Origin of the sequence: Salipiger mucosus DSM 16094 (assembly GCF_000442255.1) — a bacterium.
Lineage (GTDB): Bacteria > Pseudomonadota > Alphaproteobacteria > Rhodobacterales > Rhodobacteraceae > Salipiger > Salipiger mucosus.
Map to the genome: position 1 here is coordinate 58835 of NZ_KE557276.1, position 16219 is coordinate 75053.

Genomic DNA, 16219 nt, shown 5'->3' on the forward strand with positions numbered 1-16219 from the left:
ATCGGGGGCAGGGCCGGGGGCATCCGGCGCCGCGGGGCCCGGGGCCGCCGCGGTGGGCGCGGCGCGGCGCGGGGAAAACGCGGCCATCGCCGGGATGTTGAGGGACAATTTCATGAAGCCGACTCTCTTCCCCGATTGGGGCAGGGTGAGGGCGAGACGGCGGAGCCGAAAGGGCGTTTGCGCCCGCGTTGGCAAAGACTCGCCGATGCGTCAAGGCGCCTGGCTTGCCCGAACGTCAGCGCTGGGGCATGGTCCGCGCCATGTTGCTGCCACGACTCCTATCCATCGCGCTGGCCGTGCTGCCGGCGCCGCTTCTGGCCGGCACGGCCGCCCAGATGACGGTGCCCGTCGCGGTCGCGCCCTTCGCCGGCGCGCCCTCCGAGGTCGCGCCAACCGTCAATGCCGTCGCCCGGTCCCCGCGACCGGTCGCGCGACGCGTCATGGTCGTTCCCGAGGCCCGCTGGGGGGACAGCGGCGAACGCCGGCGCTGGTCGCTGACCGTCCTGTCGGCACTGCGCGGCCATGCCAGCCGCCTGCCGGAGATCACGCCGGAGGACATCTCGACCTGGTGCCCCTCCTACGCCAGCGGCACCCGCGCGAGCCGCGAGGCCTTCTGGCTGGGGCTGGTCTCGTCGCTGACCAAGCACGAGAGCACCTGGCGCCCGCGCGTCGTGGGCGGCGGCGGTCTGTGGTTCGGGCTGATGCAGATCCTGCCATCGACCGCGCGGCTCTACGATTGCGAGGCGCGCACCGGCGCGGCGCTCAAGGACCCGCACAAGAACCTCTCCTGCGGGTTGCGCATCATGGCCAAGACCGTGGCGCGCGACCGCGTGGTCAGCCGCAACATGCGCGGCGTGGCCGCCGACTGGGGCCCGTTCCACTCGAGCGTCAAGCGCGAGGACATGATTGCCTGGACGCGCAGCCAGCCCTACTGCAAGGGCCTGCCGCGCTCGCTGCGCCCGGTCTCGCGCCCCGAGGAGATCGACGTGCCCCAGCTCATGGCCGAGGGTGTTTCGGACCGGCCGAAGATGCGCTCGCTGACGCCGCGCCCGGCCTCGCCCGCGACCGACGAGGTGATCGCCACCTCGGGCCACGCCGATCCCTCGGACTACGACAGGACGCACCCGGCCTATTCCGCGCGCTGAGGCGCCGCATCTGACACGACAGGGCCGGCTCCCGTGAGGCGCCGGCCCTTTTCGTTGCCCCGGTGTGTGGTCAGGGCAGGGAGATCTCGCGCACGTAGACGGGCACGTCCATGACGGCGACGATCTCTTCGGTGCCGTCGAGCAGGGCGGAGAGCCCGGGACCGCTGCCGGTCAGGCTGAATTCGCCGGAGGCGGGCTTGCCGAGCGGCGTGCTGGCCACGAGGTCCACGAGCTGACGGAACCGGTAGATCCGCGAGAACTCCGGCTCGCTGGCCGAGTGCGGAAAGGCCTCGCCGGGGGTCCAGTTGCGGTTGCCGGTCGTGTAACCGAGGTCCAGCTCGAGCGTGCCGCCGTCGGGCAGCGTGACCGCCCAGGCGTCGCTGCGCTGGCGGCCGCCGTTGGCGGGGCCCTCGACGGTGAGGGTTCGCGCGATCTCGGCCGCGACGTTGACGCCGTAGGGATCGACCCCGGGCGTGGTCGTGTAGATGCGCAGGACGTAGAGGCGCACCGCGTCGCCGCCGTCCTGCTTGCCGAGCGAGACCAGCGCCACCGCGCGGCGGCTGGCCGGCGAGAGCGGCTTTCCCTCTGCGTCGCGCTGCACGAGGCTGTCGATGAAGACGAACATCACGCTGGCCCCGGCGAGCGGGCCCTGCGGGAACGGCACGGAGGTCTCGCGACGCAATAACAGCCAAGGTCAGGCTAGTGGACCTACAGCGTCGAAACAAGTGACTAGTGAACGACCATAATGGCAACAAAAACAGGGCAAAACTGTGGACCAGAATATCCCCAATGCTATGAGTTCTTCTGATAAATGAGGGGAGTTTTGATTGATAAGTGGGATCCTGCTACGCTATTGGTTGCCGTTGCCAGTGGAATACCCATTTGAATGAAAGGGGTGAAGATGAACAAGAAGTCAAGCAGTGGTCGTCGGGTGGGAACGCCTTGGATTGAAGAAGACGGTATTGTTGCCTATGAGGTTCATAACCCTAACCGAAAGACATTCGGACTAAGTCTGTCGAACGAACAGTTTGCCGGTTGGGCCGAAGATGGTCGCAAAGTGAAAGGTTACGCAGAATTTCCCAAAAAGCATGCGCCCATACCATTCGCCTGCGGGATAACAAGTGGAAAAGAGCTGACGTTTAATAGTGCCAATTTAATCGATGCTTTGAAGGACTGCAGGCCCGGTGACAAGATTAGATTTCACTTTCACGATGGCCTGCCGTTATTGAACCGCAAGGAAGGCTCCGGAGGCAAGGCTGGTCGCTCAGAAGGAGCGGAATATCTAAAACTTCATAGGAGGTATGAACGCAATCAAAAGCTCGCCCGGAGAGTTCGAGAACATGCTCAAGGGGTCTGCGAAGTTTGTGGCGTAGACTACGCCAAGAAATATGGTTGCATTGGGAAGAATGTTATTGAAGCGCATCATCTATTGCCGCTTTCGCAAGGGGTTCGGCAAAGCGACGAAGACGACCTCATTGCCATTTGCGCGAACTGCCATCGTTTAGCGCACGCATGGATGAGAGACCGGGAGGTTGGGCAGATCGGGCTAAAAGAATTGAAAAACAGATTTGGAGCCGTGAGACAATGAGTTGCAGTATCATTTTCGCATCGCCTGGATGCAAGTTCTTGCGAAGGAAGGCGATTTAAGACGCAGATTCATTATACTAGCTCATGGAACGGTGTGGATGCGACTTGTTCCTGCCGCTGGAGCGCCTAAGCACAGCCTTAACGGCGACGCAAGTACGTGGAGTACAGGCAGCCCCGAATGAGTTGAGGCTGCCTCTTATTGTTCTAAAACTTCACCGCATCACGACAGCAGCCGCGAGACCATTTCGCCGGTGTCGGGCGAGAGGCCCGGGCGGGCGGCGATGCGTTCGAGCTGGGCCTTCATCAGGGCCTGGCGGTCCGCGTCGTAGCGTTTCCAGGTCTGGAAGGCCGAGCACATGCGCGCCGTGGTCTGCGGGTTCTTGGCGTCGAGCTTGATGAGCCAGTCCGCCAGCAGCTTGTAGCCGCGCCCGTCCTTGGCGTGGAAGCCCGTGTGGTGCATCGCCAGCGCGCCCAGCACCGAGCGGAAGCGGTTGGGGTTGGTCCAGTCGAAGGCCGGATGTTCGGTCAGGGCGGCGGTGCGCTCGGGCGCCTTGTCGGGCGTGGTGGCCGCGATCTGGAGGGCGAACCACTTGTCCATCACCAGCCGGTCGTCCTGCCACTGGTCGTGGAAGGCCCTGAGCGCGGCCTCGTCCCGGCCGGCCTGCACGAGGCAGGCGAGCGCCGAGAGCTGCAGCGTCATGTTGTCGGCCGAGGCGAACTGCGCTTCGGCCGCCTTGCCGCCGTCGAGGCGGGTCTGCAGCGCGAGCACCGCCGATCCCAGCGCGCGCTTGCCCGACTGCGCCGCGTCGGGCCGGTAGGCCTCGGTCACGCGGGCCTCCTCGGCCAGCGCGGGCAGCAGGTCCTGCCAGCGCTCGGCCATGGCCTGGCGCAGGCTCTCGTGCGCATCCCAGATGGCGTCGGGGTCGGGCACGTGGCCGCGTTCGTGCAGCACCTGCGCGGTTTCCGACTGGGTGGGCCCGCCCATCATCAGCGCGCGGAAGGCCGGGTCGAGGGTGTCGTCGCGGATCACGCGCTCGAGCCCGTCGAGCCAGGCGGTGTCGGGGGCGGCGCCCTCGGTCACCATGGCGACGAGGCAGTCGCGGGCGAGATCGCGCGAGGATTCCCAGCGGTTGAAGGCGTCGGTGTCATGCGCGAGCAGGAAGGCGCGTTCCTCGGGCGCGCTGTCGCGTTCGAGCACCACGGGCGCCGAGAAGCCGCGCAGGATCGAAGGGACGGGCTTGGCCGAGAGCCCCTCGAAGGTGAAGCTCTGCTCGGCCTCGGTCATCTCGAGCACGGTGGTCGGCACGACCTCGTGGCCGTTTGGGTTCAGCAGGCCCACGGCGATGGGCAGCACCTGCGGCGCCTTGTCCGGCTGGCCGGGCGTGGGCGGCGTGGTTTGGCGGAAGGTGAGGGTATAGGTCCCCTCGCTGAAGTCCTCGGAGACCGAGAGGCGCGGGGTGCCCGCCTGCGAATACCAGCGCTTGAACTGCGACAGGTCGCGGCCGGTGGCATCCTCGAAGACCCGGATCCAGTCCTCGATCGTGGCGGCGTCGCCGTCGTGCCGCTCGAAGTAGAGGTCGAGGGCCTTGTAATACTCCTCGTCGCCGACGAGCCGCTTGAGCATGCCGATGACCTCGGCGCCCTTTTCGTAGACCGTCGCGGTGTAGAAGTTGTTGATCTCCTGGAAGCTCTCGGGGCGCACCGGGTGGGCGAGTGGGCCCTGGTCCTCGGGGAACTGGCGGGCGCGGAGCGCGATCACGTCGGAGATGCGCTTGACCTCGGCCGAGCGCATGTCGCTGGTGAACTGGCTGTCGCGGTAGACCGTCAGCCCCTCCTTGAGGCAGAGCTGGAACCAGTCGCGGCAGGTGATGCGGTTGCCGGTCCAGTTGTGGAAATACTCGTGCGCGATGATCGCCTCGATGCGCTCGAAGTTGGCGTCGGTCGAGGTCTCGGGCGAGGCCAGCACGCAGGAGGAGTTGAAGATGTTCAGCCCCTTGTTCTCCATCGCGCCCATGTTGAAGTCGTCGACGGCCACCACATTGAAGATGTCGAGATCGTACTCCCGGCCGTAGACCTCCTCGTCCCAGGTCATGGACTTCTTGAGTGCCTCCATGCCGAAGGCGCATTTGCCCTCGTCGCCGGGCCGGACCCAGATGTTGAGCTCGACCTCCTTGCCGGACTTCGTGGTGAAGCTGCCGGGGTGGTTGCGCAGGTCGCCCGCGACCAGGGCGAAGAGGTAGGCAGGCTTGGGCCAGGGGTCGTGCCACTCGGCCCAACCCGCGCCGCTGTCGGCGGGGTTGCCGTTCGAGAGCTTGACCGGCTCGTCGCCCTCGATGCGCACGGTGAAGGTGGCCATCACGTCGGGGCGGTCGGGGTAGTAGGTGATCTTGCGGAAGCCCTCGGCCTCGCACTGGGTGCAGTACATGCCGTTCGACATGTAGAGGCCCTCGAGCGCGGTGTTGTCGGCGGGGGCGATCTCGACCTCGCTCTCCCAAAGGAAGGGGCCGTCGGGCACCGGGCAGGTCAGGCCCTGCGGCGTGATCTCGGGGGTGACCTCGGCGCCGTCAATGGCGGCGCGCAGGAGGGTCAGCTCCTCGCCATGCAGGAAGAAATCCTGCGCGGGGGCATCGCCGCGCGGGGCGAAGTGGATGCGGGCGACGACGCGGGTCGCGCGGGGCGACAGTTTCACCGTGAGGTGCACGTCCCGGACCGTCCAGCCGAAGGGCGTGTAGTCCGCAAGGTGGATGGTCTGGGGGCTGGCGTCTTTCATCACTCTCTCCTCTCGACCCCGTGAGGGGACGGAACATGGGGGTCCGACGCAGTGTTATGCCCCTGAACCCGCAGCGGCAACCGCGCTGCGGGCTGATGTAGTACAGGAGGTATCCATGTCGGCACCCGACACCAATGTTCGCAACCAGGAACGGGCGCATCGTCCGTCGCTCTGGGGCATCTGGGGCGCTCTCATCGTGGTTGCCCTGCTGTTCGTGGGATGGCTCGCGTTCTACTCGCTGAACCCGGCAGAGGACGGCGCGACCGTCGAGACCCCGGCAGCCACCGGCAGCGAGGCGGCGGCGACCGAGTGATCGGCCGCCCATCGCGGAAAAAGCGGCGCAGCGCGTGGCGTTGCGCCGCTTTTTCGTGCGCGGATCCGACTGGACAGGGGCGCGGGATGCCCCATCATGCGGCCTCATGGGAATGCGCCGCAAATCCGACCTGCCGACCAAGACATGCGCCACCTGCGGGCGCCCGTTCACCTGGCGCCGCAAGTGGGCGAAGGTCTGGGACGAGGTGCGCTACTGCTCGGACCGGTGCCGGCGCGTGAAGCCGAAGGCGGGCAGGGCCGCCTCCGGGTAGGGGCCCGGGCCGCTACTCGGCGGCGCGGACCGTGGGCGTGCCCGGCGCGGGCGCGATGTCCTGACGGTCGGGCGCTTCGTCCCAGACGATTTCCGGCGCGCGGACGCCGCGCGCGGCGCGGTTGAGCGCCCAGTCGCGGGCGGCGCGGCTTTGCCGGCCCAGCGAGAGCGCGGCGAGCGCCCGGGCAATCCAGTGCAGGTAGGTGGTGAACCAGACCCTCAGCGCCAGCATTGCGGGGGTAAAGACCAGCGTCAGCACCGTCGCGATGGCGAGACCGAAGACCACCGCCGCCGCCAGCGGCTTCCACATCAGCGAGGTGGGCGAGTCGACCGAGTAGCCCCCGGCGAAGAAGTCGAGGCTGAGGCCCAGCATCATCGGCGCGAGGCCCGCGATGGTGGTCACCGTGGTCAGGAAGACCGGGCGGATGCGGTCCTCGGCGGTGCGGATGATAGCCTCGATCCGGGGCATGTAGCGGGCGTAGTCCTGGTAGGTGTCGATGAGCACGATGTTGTTGTTCACGACGATACCCGCCAGCGCCACGACGCCGGTGCCCGACATGATCGTCGAGAAGGTCTGGTCCAGCACGAGGATCCCGATGAAGACCCCCGCGGTCGACAGCACCACCGCCAGCAGCACCAGCACCGCGTTGTAGAAGCTGTTGAACTGCGCCAGCAGGATGATGAACATCAGCGCCAGCGCCGCGGTGAAGGCCTGCGCGAGGAAGGCCTGGCTGTCGGCCTGTTCCTCCTGGTCGCCGGTCCATTCCCAGCCGATGTCGCCCGCGAAGGGATCGCTCTCGAGCCAGCCTGTCAGCATGTCGATCCGGTCGGTGGGCGTGACGGGTGTGGCGGACAGCGCGCCCGCCGCGGCCATGCGCGAGAGCGTGTCGGTCTCGGTGTCCCCGGCGGTCTGCGTGACCGCGTAGCGGGTGTCGCCCAATTGCAGGGTGCCGTCCGCGTCCTCGCGGCCGTAGCCGCGGACCTCGCCCTCGCCGGTGAATTTCACCAGCCCCTCGGCCACGGCGGCCTTGAGGTCGAAGGTGCGGGTCTGGTCGACGCGGCTGATCTCGGCCAGCTTCTCGACCGGCTGGCGGGTGACGAAGTTCGACAGCGGAATGAGCCCGTCGTTGGTGCGCACCTTCAGGCTGTCGAGGGTAGAGAGCACGCGGTCCTGTTCGGGCAGGCGGACGCGGATCTCGATCTCTTCGTCGGAGCTTTCGACGCGCATGGTGTCGAGCAGGACGCCCCGCGTGACGAGCTGGACCATGGCGCCCACGGTTGCGACGTCGGCGCCGTAGCGGCCGGCCTTTTCGACGTCGACATCGATCTGCCAGTCGATGCCGGGCAGGGGGCGGGTGTCCTCGACCAGCCGCAGGCCGGGCAGGGCGTCGAAACGTTCGCGGGCGGTGGCGGTGGCGGCGAGCAGGTCCTCCCAGTCGTCGCCGCTGAGCCTCAGGTGCACGGGCTTGGCCGAGGAGGGCCCCATGGCGAGGTTGATGATCTCGGTCTTGATGCCGGGGATCGCGTCGAGCCGGTCGGTGATCTCGGCCAGCACGCGGTCGCCGTCGAGCTCGGGACGGTCGCGGCGGTCTTCCCAGGGGACGGTCTCGATCTGGATCTGGCCGATGGTGTCCTTTGGCGGCTGGGCGCCTCCGGTGTTGGTTTCGAGCCCGCCGTCGCCGGCGAAGGAGAAGGCCGTCTCGATGCCGGGGTGGGCCAGCACGATCTCCTCGGCGCGGCGCACCAGCGCGTCCTTTTCCTGGATCGAGAGGTTGCCGCGCGCGCGGACGTAGAGCAGCGCCTGCTCGGGTTCGGTGGGGGGGAAGAACTCGGTGCCGTTGTTGTTCTCGCCGTAGTAGCTGAAGACCGAGATGACGAAGAAGATCACCGCGCCGATGGTGACCAGCGGCATCACCGGGTTGGCGGTGAGCGCCCAGATCAGCCGCCCGAAGGGCCGCCGGCGGTAGCGGCCGCGGATGCGCTTGCGGCGGTGCTCCAGCTTGGCCGCGTCGAGCGCCACGGAGGCCGCGACCGCGAAGGCGAGAAAGACCGCGACGCCGGGCAGGCGCGCCGTGTAGCCCGACAGGGGCGTGACGCCGAGGAAGTCGGGGTTCAGCACCAGCATGGCGCCGGTGAACATGCCCAGCAGGGTGACGGGCACCAGCGCCGCGCGCAGCGGCCATGCGGGCAGCGCCCGGCGCAGGCGCGTCGAGGCGCGGTGCAGGCTGCGCGAGAAGCGCCCGGTGACGCCGCCCATGACCGGCAGGTAGACCAGCGCCACCACCAGCGAGGCCGAGAGCACGAAGATCAGCGTGACCGGCAGCATGCCCATGAACTGCCCCGCGACGCCGGGCCAGAAGAGCATGGGCAGGAAGGCGCAGAGCGTCGTCGCGGTCGAGGAGACCACGGGCCAGAACATGCGCTTGGCGGCCTCGACGTAGGCGTGCATCGGGCCGGTGCCCTGGGCGATGCGCTTGTCGGCGTATTCGACCACGACGATGGCGCCGTCGACCAGCATCCCCACGGCGAGGATCAGGCCGAACATCACGATGTTCGAGATGGTGATGCCCATCGCGGCCAGCAGCACGAAGCAGAGCAGGAAGGAGGTCGGGATCGCGAAGCCCACGAGCAGCGCCGCACGGGTGCCGAGCGCGGCCAGCACCACGATCATGACCAGCGCGATGGCGGTCAGCACCGAACCCTCGAGCTGTTTCACCATCGACTCGACGATGCGCGACTGATCGTTCGAGGCGGTGACGGTGACTGCCGCCTTGAGCTCGTCGGGCCAGTCGGCGCGGGCGGCGTCGACCGTCTCGCGCACGGCCTGCGCGGTGTCGATGACGTTGAAGCCCTTGCGCTTGACCACCTGCAGCGCGACCGTCGTGTCGCCGTTGAAGCGCGCGGTGCCGGCGCGGTCCTCGAAGGTGAGGTGGATCGTCGCGAGATCGCCGAGCGTGACCACGCGGTCGCCGTTCACCTTCACCGGCAGGTCGTAGACGTCGCGCGGGTCGTGGAAGCTCGAGGGGATCTTGACCGAGAACGCGCCGCGGTCGGTCTCGACCTCGCCCGCCGCGACGAGCAGGTTGTTGTTCTGCACGACGTTGATCAGCTCGCCCGCCGTGACGTTGTAGGACTCCAGCTTGAGCGGGTCGATGGTGACCTCGAGCATTTCGTCGCGGTTGCCCGCGATGCCGGCCTCGAGCACGGCGTCGAGGCCCTCGATCTCGTCCTGCAGGTCCTTGGCGACCTGTGCCATGGTGCGCTCGGGGATCGGGCCGGTGAGCGAGACGATGAGGATCGGGAATTCCGAGAAGTTGATCTCGTTGATCGTGTAGGTCTCGGCCCCTTCGGGGAAATCCGCCTCGGCGGTGCTCATGGCGTCGCGGACCTCGGCCATGGTTTCGGTCTTGTTCCAGCCGAACTCGAATTCCAGCGCCACGCCGGCATAGCCCTCGGCGGCGGTGCTCGACATGGTCTTGAGCCCGTCGATGTCCGACAGCTCGGTCTCCATCGGGCGCACCAGCAGGGCCTCGGAATCCTCGGCCGAGATGCCGGGGAAGGGGACCGAGACGAAGAGCGCGGGGATCTCGATGTCGGGCTCGCCCTCCTTGGGGAGGGTCCAGTAGGCGTAGCCGCCCGCCGCGATCGAAAGCACGATGAAGGCCAGGACCATGCGCGCCCGCGTGGCGGCCCAGTCGACGATGCCGGTCACTGGAGGACCTCCTCGAAGGATGCGTCGACGGTGACGCCGTCGGTGACGTATTCCTGGCCGACGGTGATGACGTCGACCTCGTCGGGCAGGCCCGCGACCCAGATGCCCTCGCGGGTGTCGCGCAGCACGGTGACGGGCATGAAGCGGGCGGTGCCCTCGTCCGAGACGGCGCGGATGCCGATGGCGCCGGTGTCGTCGAGGGTCATCGCGGATTGCGGGAGCAGATGCGCCTTGGCGCCCTCGGCCTCGATGGCGATTTCGGCGGTCTGGCCGGCGCGCAGCGCGAGGTCGGGGTTGGGCAGCGTGACCTCGACCCGGAAGGTGCGGGTGGTGGCGTCGGCCTGCCGCGAGACGAAGGTGACCTCGCCCACGACCTGCTGCCCTCCGGTGAGCCGGGCGCCGGCGCGGGCGCCGGTCTCGACGCGGGTGACGTCGGTCTCGGGGACGAAGCCCACGAGCTTGACCGGGTCGAGCTGCAGCACGGTCGCGCAGGGGGCGCCAACGCTCATCAGCGCGCCCAGCTCGGCGGTGTCGCTTTCCAGCACGCCGCCGAAGGGCGCCTCGATGGTCAGGTTGTCGACCACCGTCTGTGCCCGGGCGACGGCGGCGCGGGCGCTTTCGATCTGCGCCTCGAGGCCCTCGAGCCCCGACTGGGCGGATTTCAACCCGGCCTCGGCGCTGCTGACGGCGGCCTCGGCGGTGCGCTGGGCGGCGCGGGCCGAGGCGACGCGGGTGCGCGAGGCGAAGCCGCCCTGCGACAGTTCCTCGGCGGCGGTGAGGTTGATCTCGGCTTCCTCGACCTGAGCACGGGCCTGTTCGAGCATCGCCTCGGCCTCGGGGATGCGCGCCTCGACCTGCGGGCGCTGGGCGCGGGCCTGTGCCAGCTGCGCCTGCGCCTCGGCGAGCGAGGCGCCCGAGGTGCCGGGGTCGAGTTCGCACAGCAGCTCGCCCTCGGTCACGAGGCTGCCCTTGGGACGGCGGGGCGCTGACGATGCGGCCGCTGGTCTCGGCCATGACCGTGACCTCGCGCGAGGCCTGCGTCTCGCCCCTGGTGACGACGGCGTCGTCGATCTCCTGCGCGGTGGAGTGCATCGCCATGACGCGCACGACGCGGGGCTCGTCCGCCTCGGCTTCGGCTTCGGGCGCATCGGCGGTTTCGGGCGCCACGGTTTCCGGGGCCTCGGCGGCGGCCGTCTCGGGGCCTTCGGCGGGCGCGATCCGCTGGGCCCAGTCGAGCAGCCGGTCGCGTTCGATCACAACGGCGTAGAGCACGGCGGCGACGATGACCGCGGCGAGGATCGAGATGATGCGCATTTCATGACCTTTACTACGAAGTACGCGAGGCAGCAGACGGTGGTTCACTTGTACGGGTCGGGCAGTCCCCCCGAACGCGCGGCCTTCGTCTGTGGCGCCCAACTGAACTGCTTGGTTCAGTTTAAGCGCTGCCGGGGATTCCTTCAAGTTCGTAGAGGAGATTGCGTCGGGCTGTCGCGGAGCGGTGCATTTTCGCCCCGGCGAGACGCCTTGGCACGCCCGGCCCGCCACTGTAAGAGGGGGCAAATCGAGCGAGCGAGGCCAAATTGAGCGAGACAGACAGCTTCATCGACGAGGTGACCGAAGAGGTCCGTCGCGACCGGCTTTTCGGCATGATGCGGCGCTACGGCTGGATCGCGATCCTGCTGGTCGTGCTGATCGTGGCGGGTGCGGCCTGGCGCGAATACGCCGCCTCGCGCGACCGGGCCGAGGCGCAGGCCTTTGGCGACGCCATCCTTGCAGCGCTTGAGCCCCAGGATCCCGAGGCGCGCGCCGAGGCGCTGGCCTCGGTCGAGGCGCCGGGGGCGCAGGGCGCGGCGGTGCTGCGGATGCTGGAATCCGCCGAACGGGCCTCGGCGGGCAACGAGGACGCCGCCGTCTCGGCGCTGGAAGGCGTGGCCGGCAACGGCGAGGTCCCCGAGATCTACCGCGAGATCGCGGCCTTCAAGGCGGTGACCCGCGCGGGCGAGGCGATGTCGGTCGAGGACCGGCGCCAGCGGCTCGAGGCCCTTGCGACGCCGGGCCGTCCGCTGCGACTGCTGGCCGAGGAACAGCTCGCGCTGCTCGAGGTCGAGCAGGGCGAGGGCGATGCCGCGGTCGAACGGCTGGGCCGCATCGTCGAGGATTCCGAGGTGACGCCGGGCTTGCGCCAGCGGGCGTCTCAGTTGATTGTGGCGCTGGGCGGCGCGCCCGAAGAGGCCGGGTGAACCGGCGCGCAACGGCAGAAGACGGGGGCAGGAACGTGCGCATCACCACGATTTCGGCGGGGCTTGTCGGGCTCACGATCCTGGCGGCCTGCGGGGAGCGCGAGGTCATCCTGCCCGGCGAACGGCTGGGCACGCGCGAGGTCCTGCAGGACGCGGCGCTGTCGGACGCGCCGACACCGCCGAACACGGCCCGCGCCATCGCGCTGTCCGCGACGCGTGGCAATGCTGACTGGGCTCAGAGCCCCGTTTCGGAATTCGCGCGGGTCGATCACCCGGCACTGAACGGCGCGCTGTCGCGCGTCTTCTCGGTCGAGCTGGGCGAGGGCGACACCCGCCGCAAGCGGCTGAACGTCGATCCCGTGGTCTCGGGCGGGCGCATCTTCGCGATGGACGCCGATCACACGCTGAGTTCCTTTTCCACCTCGGGCGAGCTGCTCTGGCAGAAGAGTATGGTCCCGCTGCGCGACGCTGCCTACCAGGCGCAGGGCGGCGGTCTCGCCGCGGCGGACGGACGTCTTTACGTCGCCTCGGGCTTCGGCCGGCTGGCCGCGCTGGACCCGGCGACGGGGGCCGAGATCTGGACCCAGAAGCTGGGCGGCACGGCCACCGGCGCGCCGACGGCCTTCGGTGGGCTGGTCTACGTGACCTCGGCGGATTCGCGCGGCTGGGCGATCGAGGCCGACAGCGGCCGCATCCGCTGGCAGCTCGAGACGCCGGACAACATCAACAACGTGGCCGGCGCCCCGGCGCCCGCGGTGAGCGACGAATACGCGATCTTCGCCTTCGGCTCGGGCGCGGTGCAGGGGGCCTTCCGGCAGGGCGGCCTGCGGGTCTGGAACGCCGACGTGGTGGGCAAGCGCAGCGGGTACGCCATCTCGACCGTGGACGACATCACCGGCGATCCGCTGATCGACGGCGACCGCGTCTACGTGGGCAACCATTCGGGCCGCATGGTGGCGCTGCAGCTTCAGAACGGCGAACGTCTCTGGACCGCGGACCTTGGCGCGCGCGGGCCGGTCTGGCCGGCGGGAGATTCGGTTTTCCTGGTGTCCGACCGCAACGAACTGGTCCGCCTCGACGCCGCCACCGGCGAGCAGGTCTGGGCGGTGGATCTGCCCGGCTACGAGCCGGTGCGGCGTCCGCAGAAGCGGCGCGACTCGGCCTATGCGCATCATGGCCCCGTGCTGGCGGGCGGACGGCTGATCGTCGCCTCCTCCGACGGGGCGCTGCGCAGCTTCAACCCGGAGAACGGCGCGCTCCTCTCGGCCGTCGAGATCCCCGGCGGTGCGACGACGCGGCCGGCGATCGCGAACGGGGTGCTCTACCTCGCGACCGGAGACGGGCGGCTGGTCGCCTACCGCTGAGGCGTCACTCCGCGCGGTAGTCCACCGCGCGGTGCCCGCCGCCTTCTGACAGGTGGGTTTCCTTTCCCGGGCTGACCTCGGTGTTCTGGGCGCTGACCGCGCGCCAGCCACTGACATCGCGTTGCAGAACAAACAGGAAGATGGTCTGGCGCGGGTCGGCGGTGCCGCCATCGGGCGTGCGCTGGCCCTTGAGGTGGATGCGGGCGCGGACGAGCGCGTGGTCGGGGCCCAGCATTCGCACCTCGCAGCGGCCGATGCGCAGGGACGTCTCGGAGAAGAAGCTTTTCAAGGCGTAGTCGTGCGGCGCGGCGATGGCCGCGCGGCCGTGCCACCAGAGGCCCGTGACGTTCACGAAATCAGCGTCCTCGGTGAAGAGCGCCGCGATCTCGGCGCCCTCGCGACTGGCCCATGCGCGGGCAAAGGCGGCGGGGAAGTCGCCGGGATCGGACGGAAGGCGCGGGTCGCTCACGCGGAGCCGGTCGCGGCGCGCATCAGTTGTTCTTTCGCGTCGGCCGGAAGGGCAGGGGCGTGACGGGCACGCCCTCTTCGATCAATGCCTTGGCCTCGTCGCCGCGGGTCTCGCCCCAGATGGCGCGCTGCGGCGCCTCGCCGGAGTGCATCGCGCGCGCCTCGCGGGCGAAGTCGCGGCCGACGTAATCGGAGTTCGCCTCGACCTGCGCGCGCAGGGCGCGCAGCGCCTGTTCGGCGGGAGAGGCCGGCTCGCTGAGCGGGCCGGGCGCGGGCGCCTCGTCGCCGCCGTCCTGCTGCGCGCTCTCCTCTGGCGGCGCGCCGTCCTTGCGGCGCGAGCTGACGCTGGGCGCCATGAGGTCCTTTTGCACGTCGGTCGAGCCGCAGATCGCGCAGGCAACCATGCCGGCCGATTGCAGCTTGTCGAAGGCCTCGGCGGATTGGAACCAGCTGTCGAAGCGGTGGTCCGCACCGCATTTCAGGGAGTAATTGATCATCTTTCACGCCTGTCTGAAGGCTGGACCCAAAGTAAACATGGCAAGGGCGAGTTCAAGGTCTCTTAACGGCCAAGGTTATCGGGATCGAAGCGCAGGAGCAGCTGCGCGAGATCGGGCTGCGCCACCATTTCGGCGGCGCGGCGGCGGCTGACCCAGCGCCGCTTGCGGATCCGGCGTTCGGGGAACCGCTTGTCCAGCTTGCTGACCTCGATCGGGAAGACCATGGCAAGGTGGGTCTGCCGGGTGCTGCGCTTGCGGTAGGTGTAGCCGCCGACCGAATTGCGCGCGGGCGTGCCGCGCACGCCGGCCTCTTCCCAGGCCTCGCGGGCGGCGGTCTCGGCGGGAGTGCGGCCGCGCATGGGCCAGCCCTTGGGCAGCGTCCAGCGCCGCCCGCCGCGGCTGGTGATCATGAGAATCTGCAGCTTGCCGCCACGCCTGCGGTAGCACAGGGCGGCATATTGCAGGTGCGGGACCTGATCCGGTGCGTTGGAGAAAAGCTGCTCGTGTTTGGGTTGCTTGGTCATGGCGCCCCCTTGGTCGCAAACTGACCCAGGGCGGGGCCCTAGTCCACCCGTTGCAGCACCTCCGCGACGAGGGATTCGACATCCTGCCCCGATGCCAGCGTTTCCTGTGCGGCGGCGCCGAGGCGTTGCTGCTCGGCGGGCGCGCGCAGCTCGCCGAGGGCCTGCGCCAGCCCGGCGGCGTTCTCGACGGGCAGGGCGGCACCCGCGGCATCGAGCGCCGCGAAGGGGGCGCGGAAGTTGGCCACGTCCGGCCCGTGCAGCAGGGCCGCGCCGAAGGCGGCGGGCTCGTAGGGTGTGTGGCCGCCGCGGTCGGTCAGCGTGCCGCCGATGAAGACCCGGCCCGCCAGCGGATAGAAGAGGGCCATCTCGCCCAGCGTGTCGGCGAGGTAGACCTCGGCCCTTGGTGCCTCGCCCCGGCTGCGGCGGGCGCAGCTCGGCCCGGCGGCCTCGATCATGCGTTCGATCTCGTCCGCGCGGCGCGGGTGGCGCGGGGCGAGGATGAGCCGGAGGTCCGGCTCCTGCCTGCGGGCGCGTCGGTGGGCATCGAGGACGATCTCCTCCTCGCCGGGGTGGGTCGAGGCGGCGAGCCATGTGCTGCCCCGCACGAAGGCCTGCTCGAGCGCGGGGTCATGCAGGTCGGGCGGGGCGTAGAAGGACTTGAGATCCACGACGGGACCCGCGGCTTCGGGCGGCAGGCCGCCCTCGCGGTAGCGTTCGAGCGAGGCGGCGTCCTGCGCCGAGACCCAGGCGAGGCGCCCGAGCACGCGGCGCTGCAGTGCGCCGAAGGCGCGCCAGCCGCGCGCGGTGCCCGCGCTGAGCCGGCCGCCCAGCACCAGCACGGGACCCGGGCAGGTCAGCACGCGGTGCGGCCAGAGCTCGGATTCCATCGCGACATGCGCGGTGACCTGCCAGCGCCGGTGCATGCGGCGCGCGACATGCGCGAGGTCGAGCGGCGCGAGCCGCGCGGTCAGCCCCCAGTCGCGGGCGAGCGCCACGCCGGTGGCCGAATTGCAGGTCACGAGAATCGCGAGGTCGGGCCGCGCGCGGCGCAGCGCCTCGATCACCGGGCGGGCCGAGGCCAGCTCGCCGTTGGAGGCGGCGTGCAGCCAGAGGTGCGGGCCGGGCTCCACCGGGCCGAAGGCCAGCCGCTCGCGCAGGGCCGTGCCATCACCGCGCAGCGCCGCACGGGCGAGCGTCCAGAGCGCGAAGAGCGAGACCAGCAGGCGGTAGAGGGGCATGGCGATCCTTCCCGGGCACGCCATGCGGCTTACGGGGCGCAGGGGCGCGACACAAGCCCGCGGGCGGGATCGCGCCTTGGGTCGCCAGCCG

13 protein-coding genes and 1 pseudogene are annotated in these 16219 nt (G+C 69.4%); 6 read left to right on the forward strand and 8 right to left on the reverse strand.

Annotated features, from left to right (window positions below; genetic code table 11):
• Positions 1-224: 224 nt before the first annotated feature.
• Complete coding sequence (locus SALMUC_RS12230; RefSeq protein WP_021120309.1) at positions 225-1145, forward strand: lytic transglycosylase domain-containing protein; 921 nt, start codon at positions 225-227, stop codon at positions 1143-1145.
• Positions 1146-1215: 70 nt separating this feature from the next.
• On the opposite strand, the gene SALMUC_RS12235 is transcribed toward SALMUC_RS12230, so the two are convergent.
• Complete coding sequence (locus SALMUC_RS12235; RefSeq protein ID WP_021120310.1) at positions 1216-1809, reverse strand: hypothetical protein; 594 nt, start codon at positions 1807-1809, stop codon at positions 1216-1218.
• 237 nt (positions 1810-2046) lie between these two features.
• On the opposite strand from SALMUC_RS12235, the gene SALMUC_RS28910 reads away from it, so the two are divergent.
• Positions 2047-2733, forward strand: a complete 687-nt coding sequence (locus SALMUC_RS28910) for an HNH endonuclease (protein ID WP_217626332.1) — start codon at positions 2047-2049, stop codon at positions 2731-2733.
• Between the two features lie 219 nt (positions 2734-2952).
• Here SALMUC_RS28910 and pepN read toward each other — a convergent pair whose 3' ends face one another.
• A complete protein-coding gene (pepN, locus tag SALMUC_RS12240) occupies positions 2953-5502 on the reverse strand; it encodes an aminopeptidase N (RefSeq protein ID WP_020039781.1) in 2550 nt (849 codons plus the stop codon).
• A gap of 115 nt (positions 5503-5617) precedes the next feature.
• On the opposite strand from pepN, the gene SALMUC_RS12245 reads away from it, so the two are divergent.
• Positions 5618-5815, forward strand: coding sequence for a hypothetical protein (locus SALMUC_RS12245; RefSeq protein WP_020039780.1), 198 nt, complete (start codon positions 5618-5620; stop codon positions 5813-5815).
• 112 nt (positions 5816-5927) lie between these two features.
• Positions 5928-6086 (forward strand): DUF2256 domain-containing protein, encoded by a 159-nt coding sequence (locus SALMUC_RS28915; RefSeq protein WP_020039779.1) that lies wholly within the window; start codon positions 5928-5930, stop codon positions 6084-6086.
• A gap of 12 nt (positions 6087-6098) precedes the next feature.
• Here the strand turns inward: SALMUC_RS28915 and SALMUC_RS12250 are convergent, their stop codons facing one another.
• Positions 6099-9797, reverse strand: coding sequence for an efflux RND transporter permease subunit (locus SALMUC_RS12250; RefSeq protein ID WP_020039778.1), 3699 nt, complete (start codon positions 9795-9797; stop codon positions 6099-6101).
• A pseudogene (locus tag SALMUC_RS12255) lies at positions 9794-11111 on the reverse strand (efflux RND transporter periplasmic adaptor subunit). The gene SALMUC_RS12250 and the pseudogene SALMUC_RS12255 overlap by 4 nt, the downstream one beginning before the upstream one ends.
• 266 nt (positions 11112-11377) lie before the next feature.
• Between SALMUC_RS12255 and SALMUC_RS12260 the strand changes: the two are divergent.
• Both SALMUC_RS12260 and SALMUC_RS12265 read left to right on the forward strand, forming a co-directional pair.
• The gene (locus SALMUC_RS12260) at positions 11378-12037 is read left to right on the forward strand and encodes a hypothetical protein (RefSeq protein ID WP_020039776.1); all 660 of its coding nucleotides are present in this window, start codon (positions 11378-11380) and stop codon (positions 12035-12037) included.
• Positions 12038-12072: 35 nt separating this feature from the next.
• Positions 12073-13401, forward strand: a complete 1329-nt coding sequence (locus tag SALMUC_RS12265) for a PQQ-like beta-propeller repeat protein (protein WP_020039775.1) — start codon at positions 12073-12075, stop codon at positions 13399-13401.
• Positions 13402-13405: 4 nt separating this feature from the next.
• Here the strand turns inward: SALMUC_RS12265 and SALMUC_RS12270 are convergent, their stop codons facing one another.
• The 4 genes from SALMUC_RS12270 to SALMUC_RS12285 all read right to left on the reverse strand — a co-directional run bounded on the left by SALMUC_RS12270 (position 13406) and on the right by SALMUC_RS12285 (position 16128).
• Positions 13406-13870 carry an SgcJ/EcaC family oxidoreductase gene (locus tag SALMUC_RS12270; protein WP_020039774.1) on the reverse strand — a complete coding sequence of 155 codons (465 nt, stop codon included), beginning with the start codon at positions 13868-13870 and terminating at the stop codon, positions 13406-13408.
• A gap of 22 nt (positions 13871-13892) precedes the next feature.
• Entirely contained in the window at positions 13893-14366 is a 474-nt protein-coding gene (locus SALMUC_RS12275) for a DUF1178 family protein (protein WP_020039773.1), read from the reverse strand.
• Positions 14367-14428: 62 nt separating this feature from the next.
• The gene (locus SALMUC_RS12280; RefSeq protein ID WP_020039772.1) at positions 14429-14890 is read right to left on the reverse strand and encodes an NUDIX hydrolase; all 462 of its coding nucleotides are present in this window, start codon (positions 14888-14890) and stop codon (positions 14429-14431) included.
• A 38-nt stretch (positions 14891-14928) separates the two neighbouring features.
• Entirely contained in the window at positions 14929-16128 is a 1200-nt protein-coding gene (locus tag SALMUC_RS12285) for a 3-deoxy-D-manno-octulosonic acid transferase (RefSeq protein ID WP_020039771.1), read from the reverse strand.
• Between the last annotated feature and the right edge of the window lie 91 nt (positions 16129-16219).

Bases quoted from the DNA above. Each gene is read 5' to 3' on its own strand.
- SALMUC_RS28915 (WP_020039779.1), top strand. From the start codon at position 5,928: ATGCGCCGCAAATCCGACCTGCCGACCAAGACATGCGCCACCTGCGGG.
- SALMUC_RS12245 (WP_020039780.1), top strand. From the start codon at position 5,618: ATGTCGGCACCCGACACCAATGTTCGCAACCAGGAACGGGCGCATCGT.
- pepN (WP_020039781.1), bottom strand. From the start codon at position 5,502: ATGAAAGACGCCAGCCCCCAGACCATCCACCTTGCGGACTACACGCCC.
- SALMUC_RS12275 (WP_020039773.1), bottom strand. From the start codon at position 14,366: ATGATCAATTACTCCCTGAAATGCGGTGCGGACCACCGCTTCGACAGC.
- SALMUC_RS12285 (WP_020039771.1), bottom strand. From the start codon at position 16,128: ATGCCCCTCTACCGCCTGCTGGTCTCGCTCTTCGCGCTCTGGACGCTC.
- SALMUC_RS28910 (WP_217626332.1), top strand. From the start codon at position 2,047: ATGAACAAGAAGTCAAGCAGTGGTCGTCGGGTGGGAACGCCTTGGATT.
- SALMUC_RS12280 (WP_020039772.1), bottom strand. From the start codon at position 14,890: ATGACCAAGCAACCCAAACACGAGCAGCTTTTCTCCAACGCACCGGAT.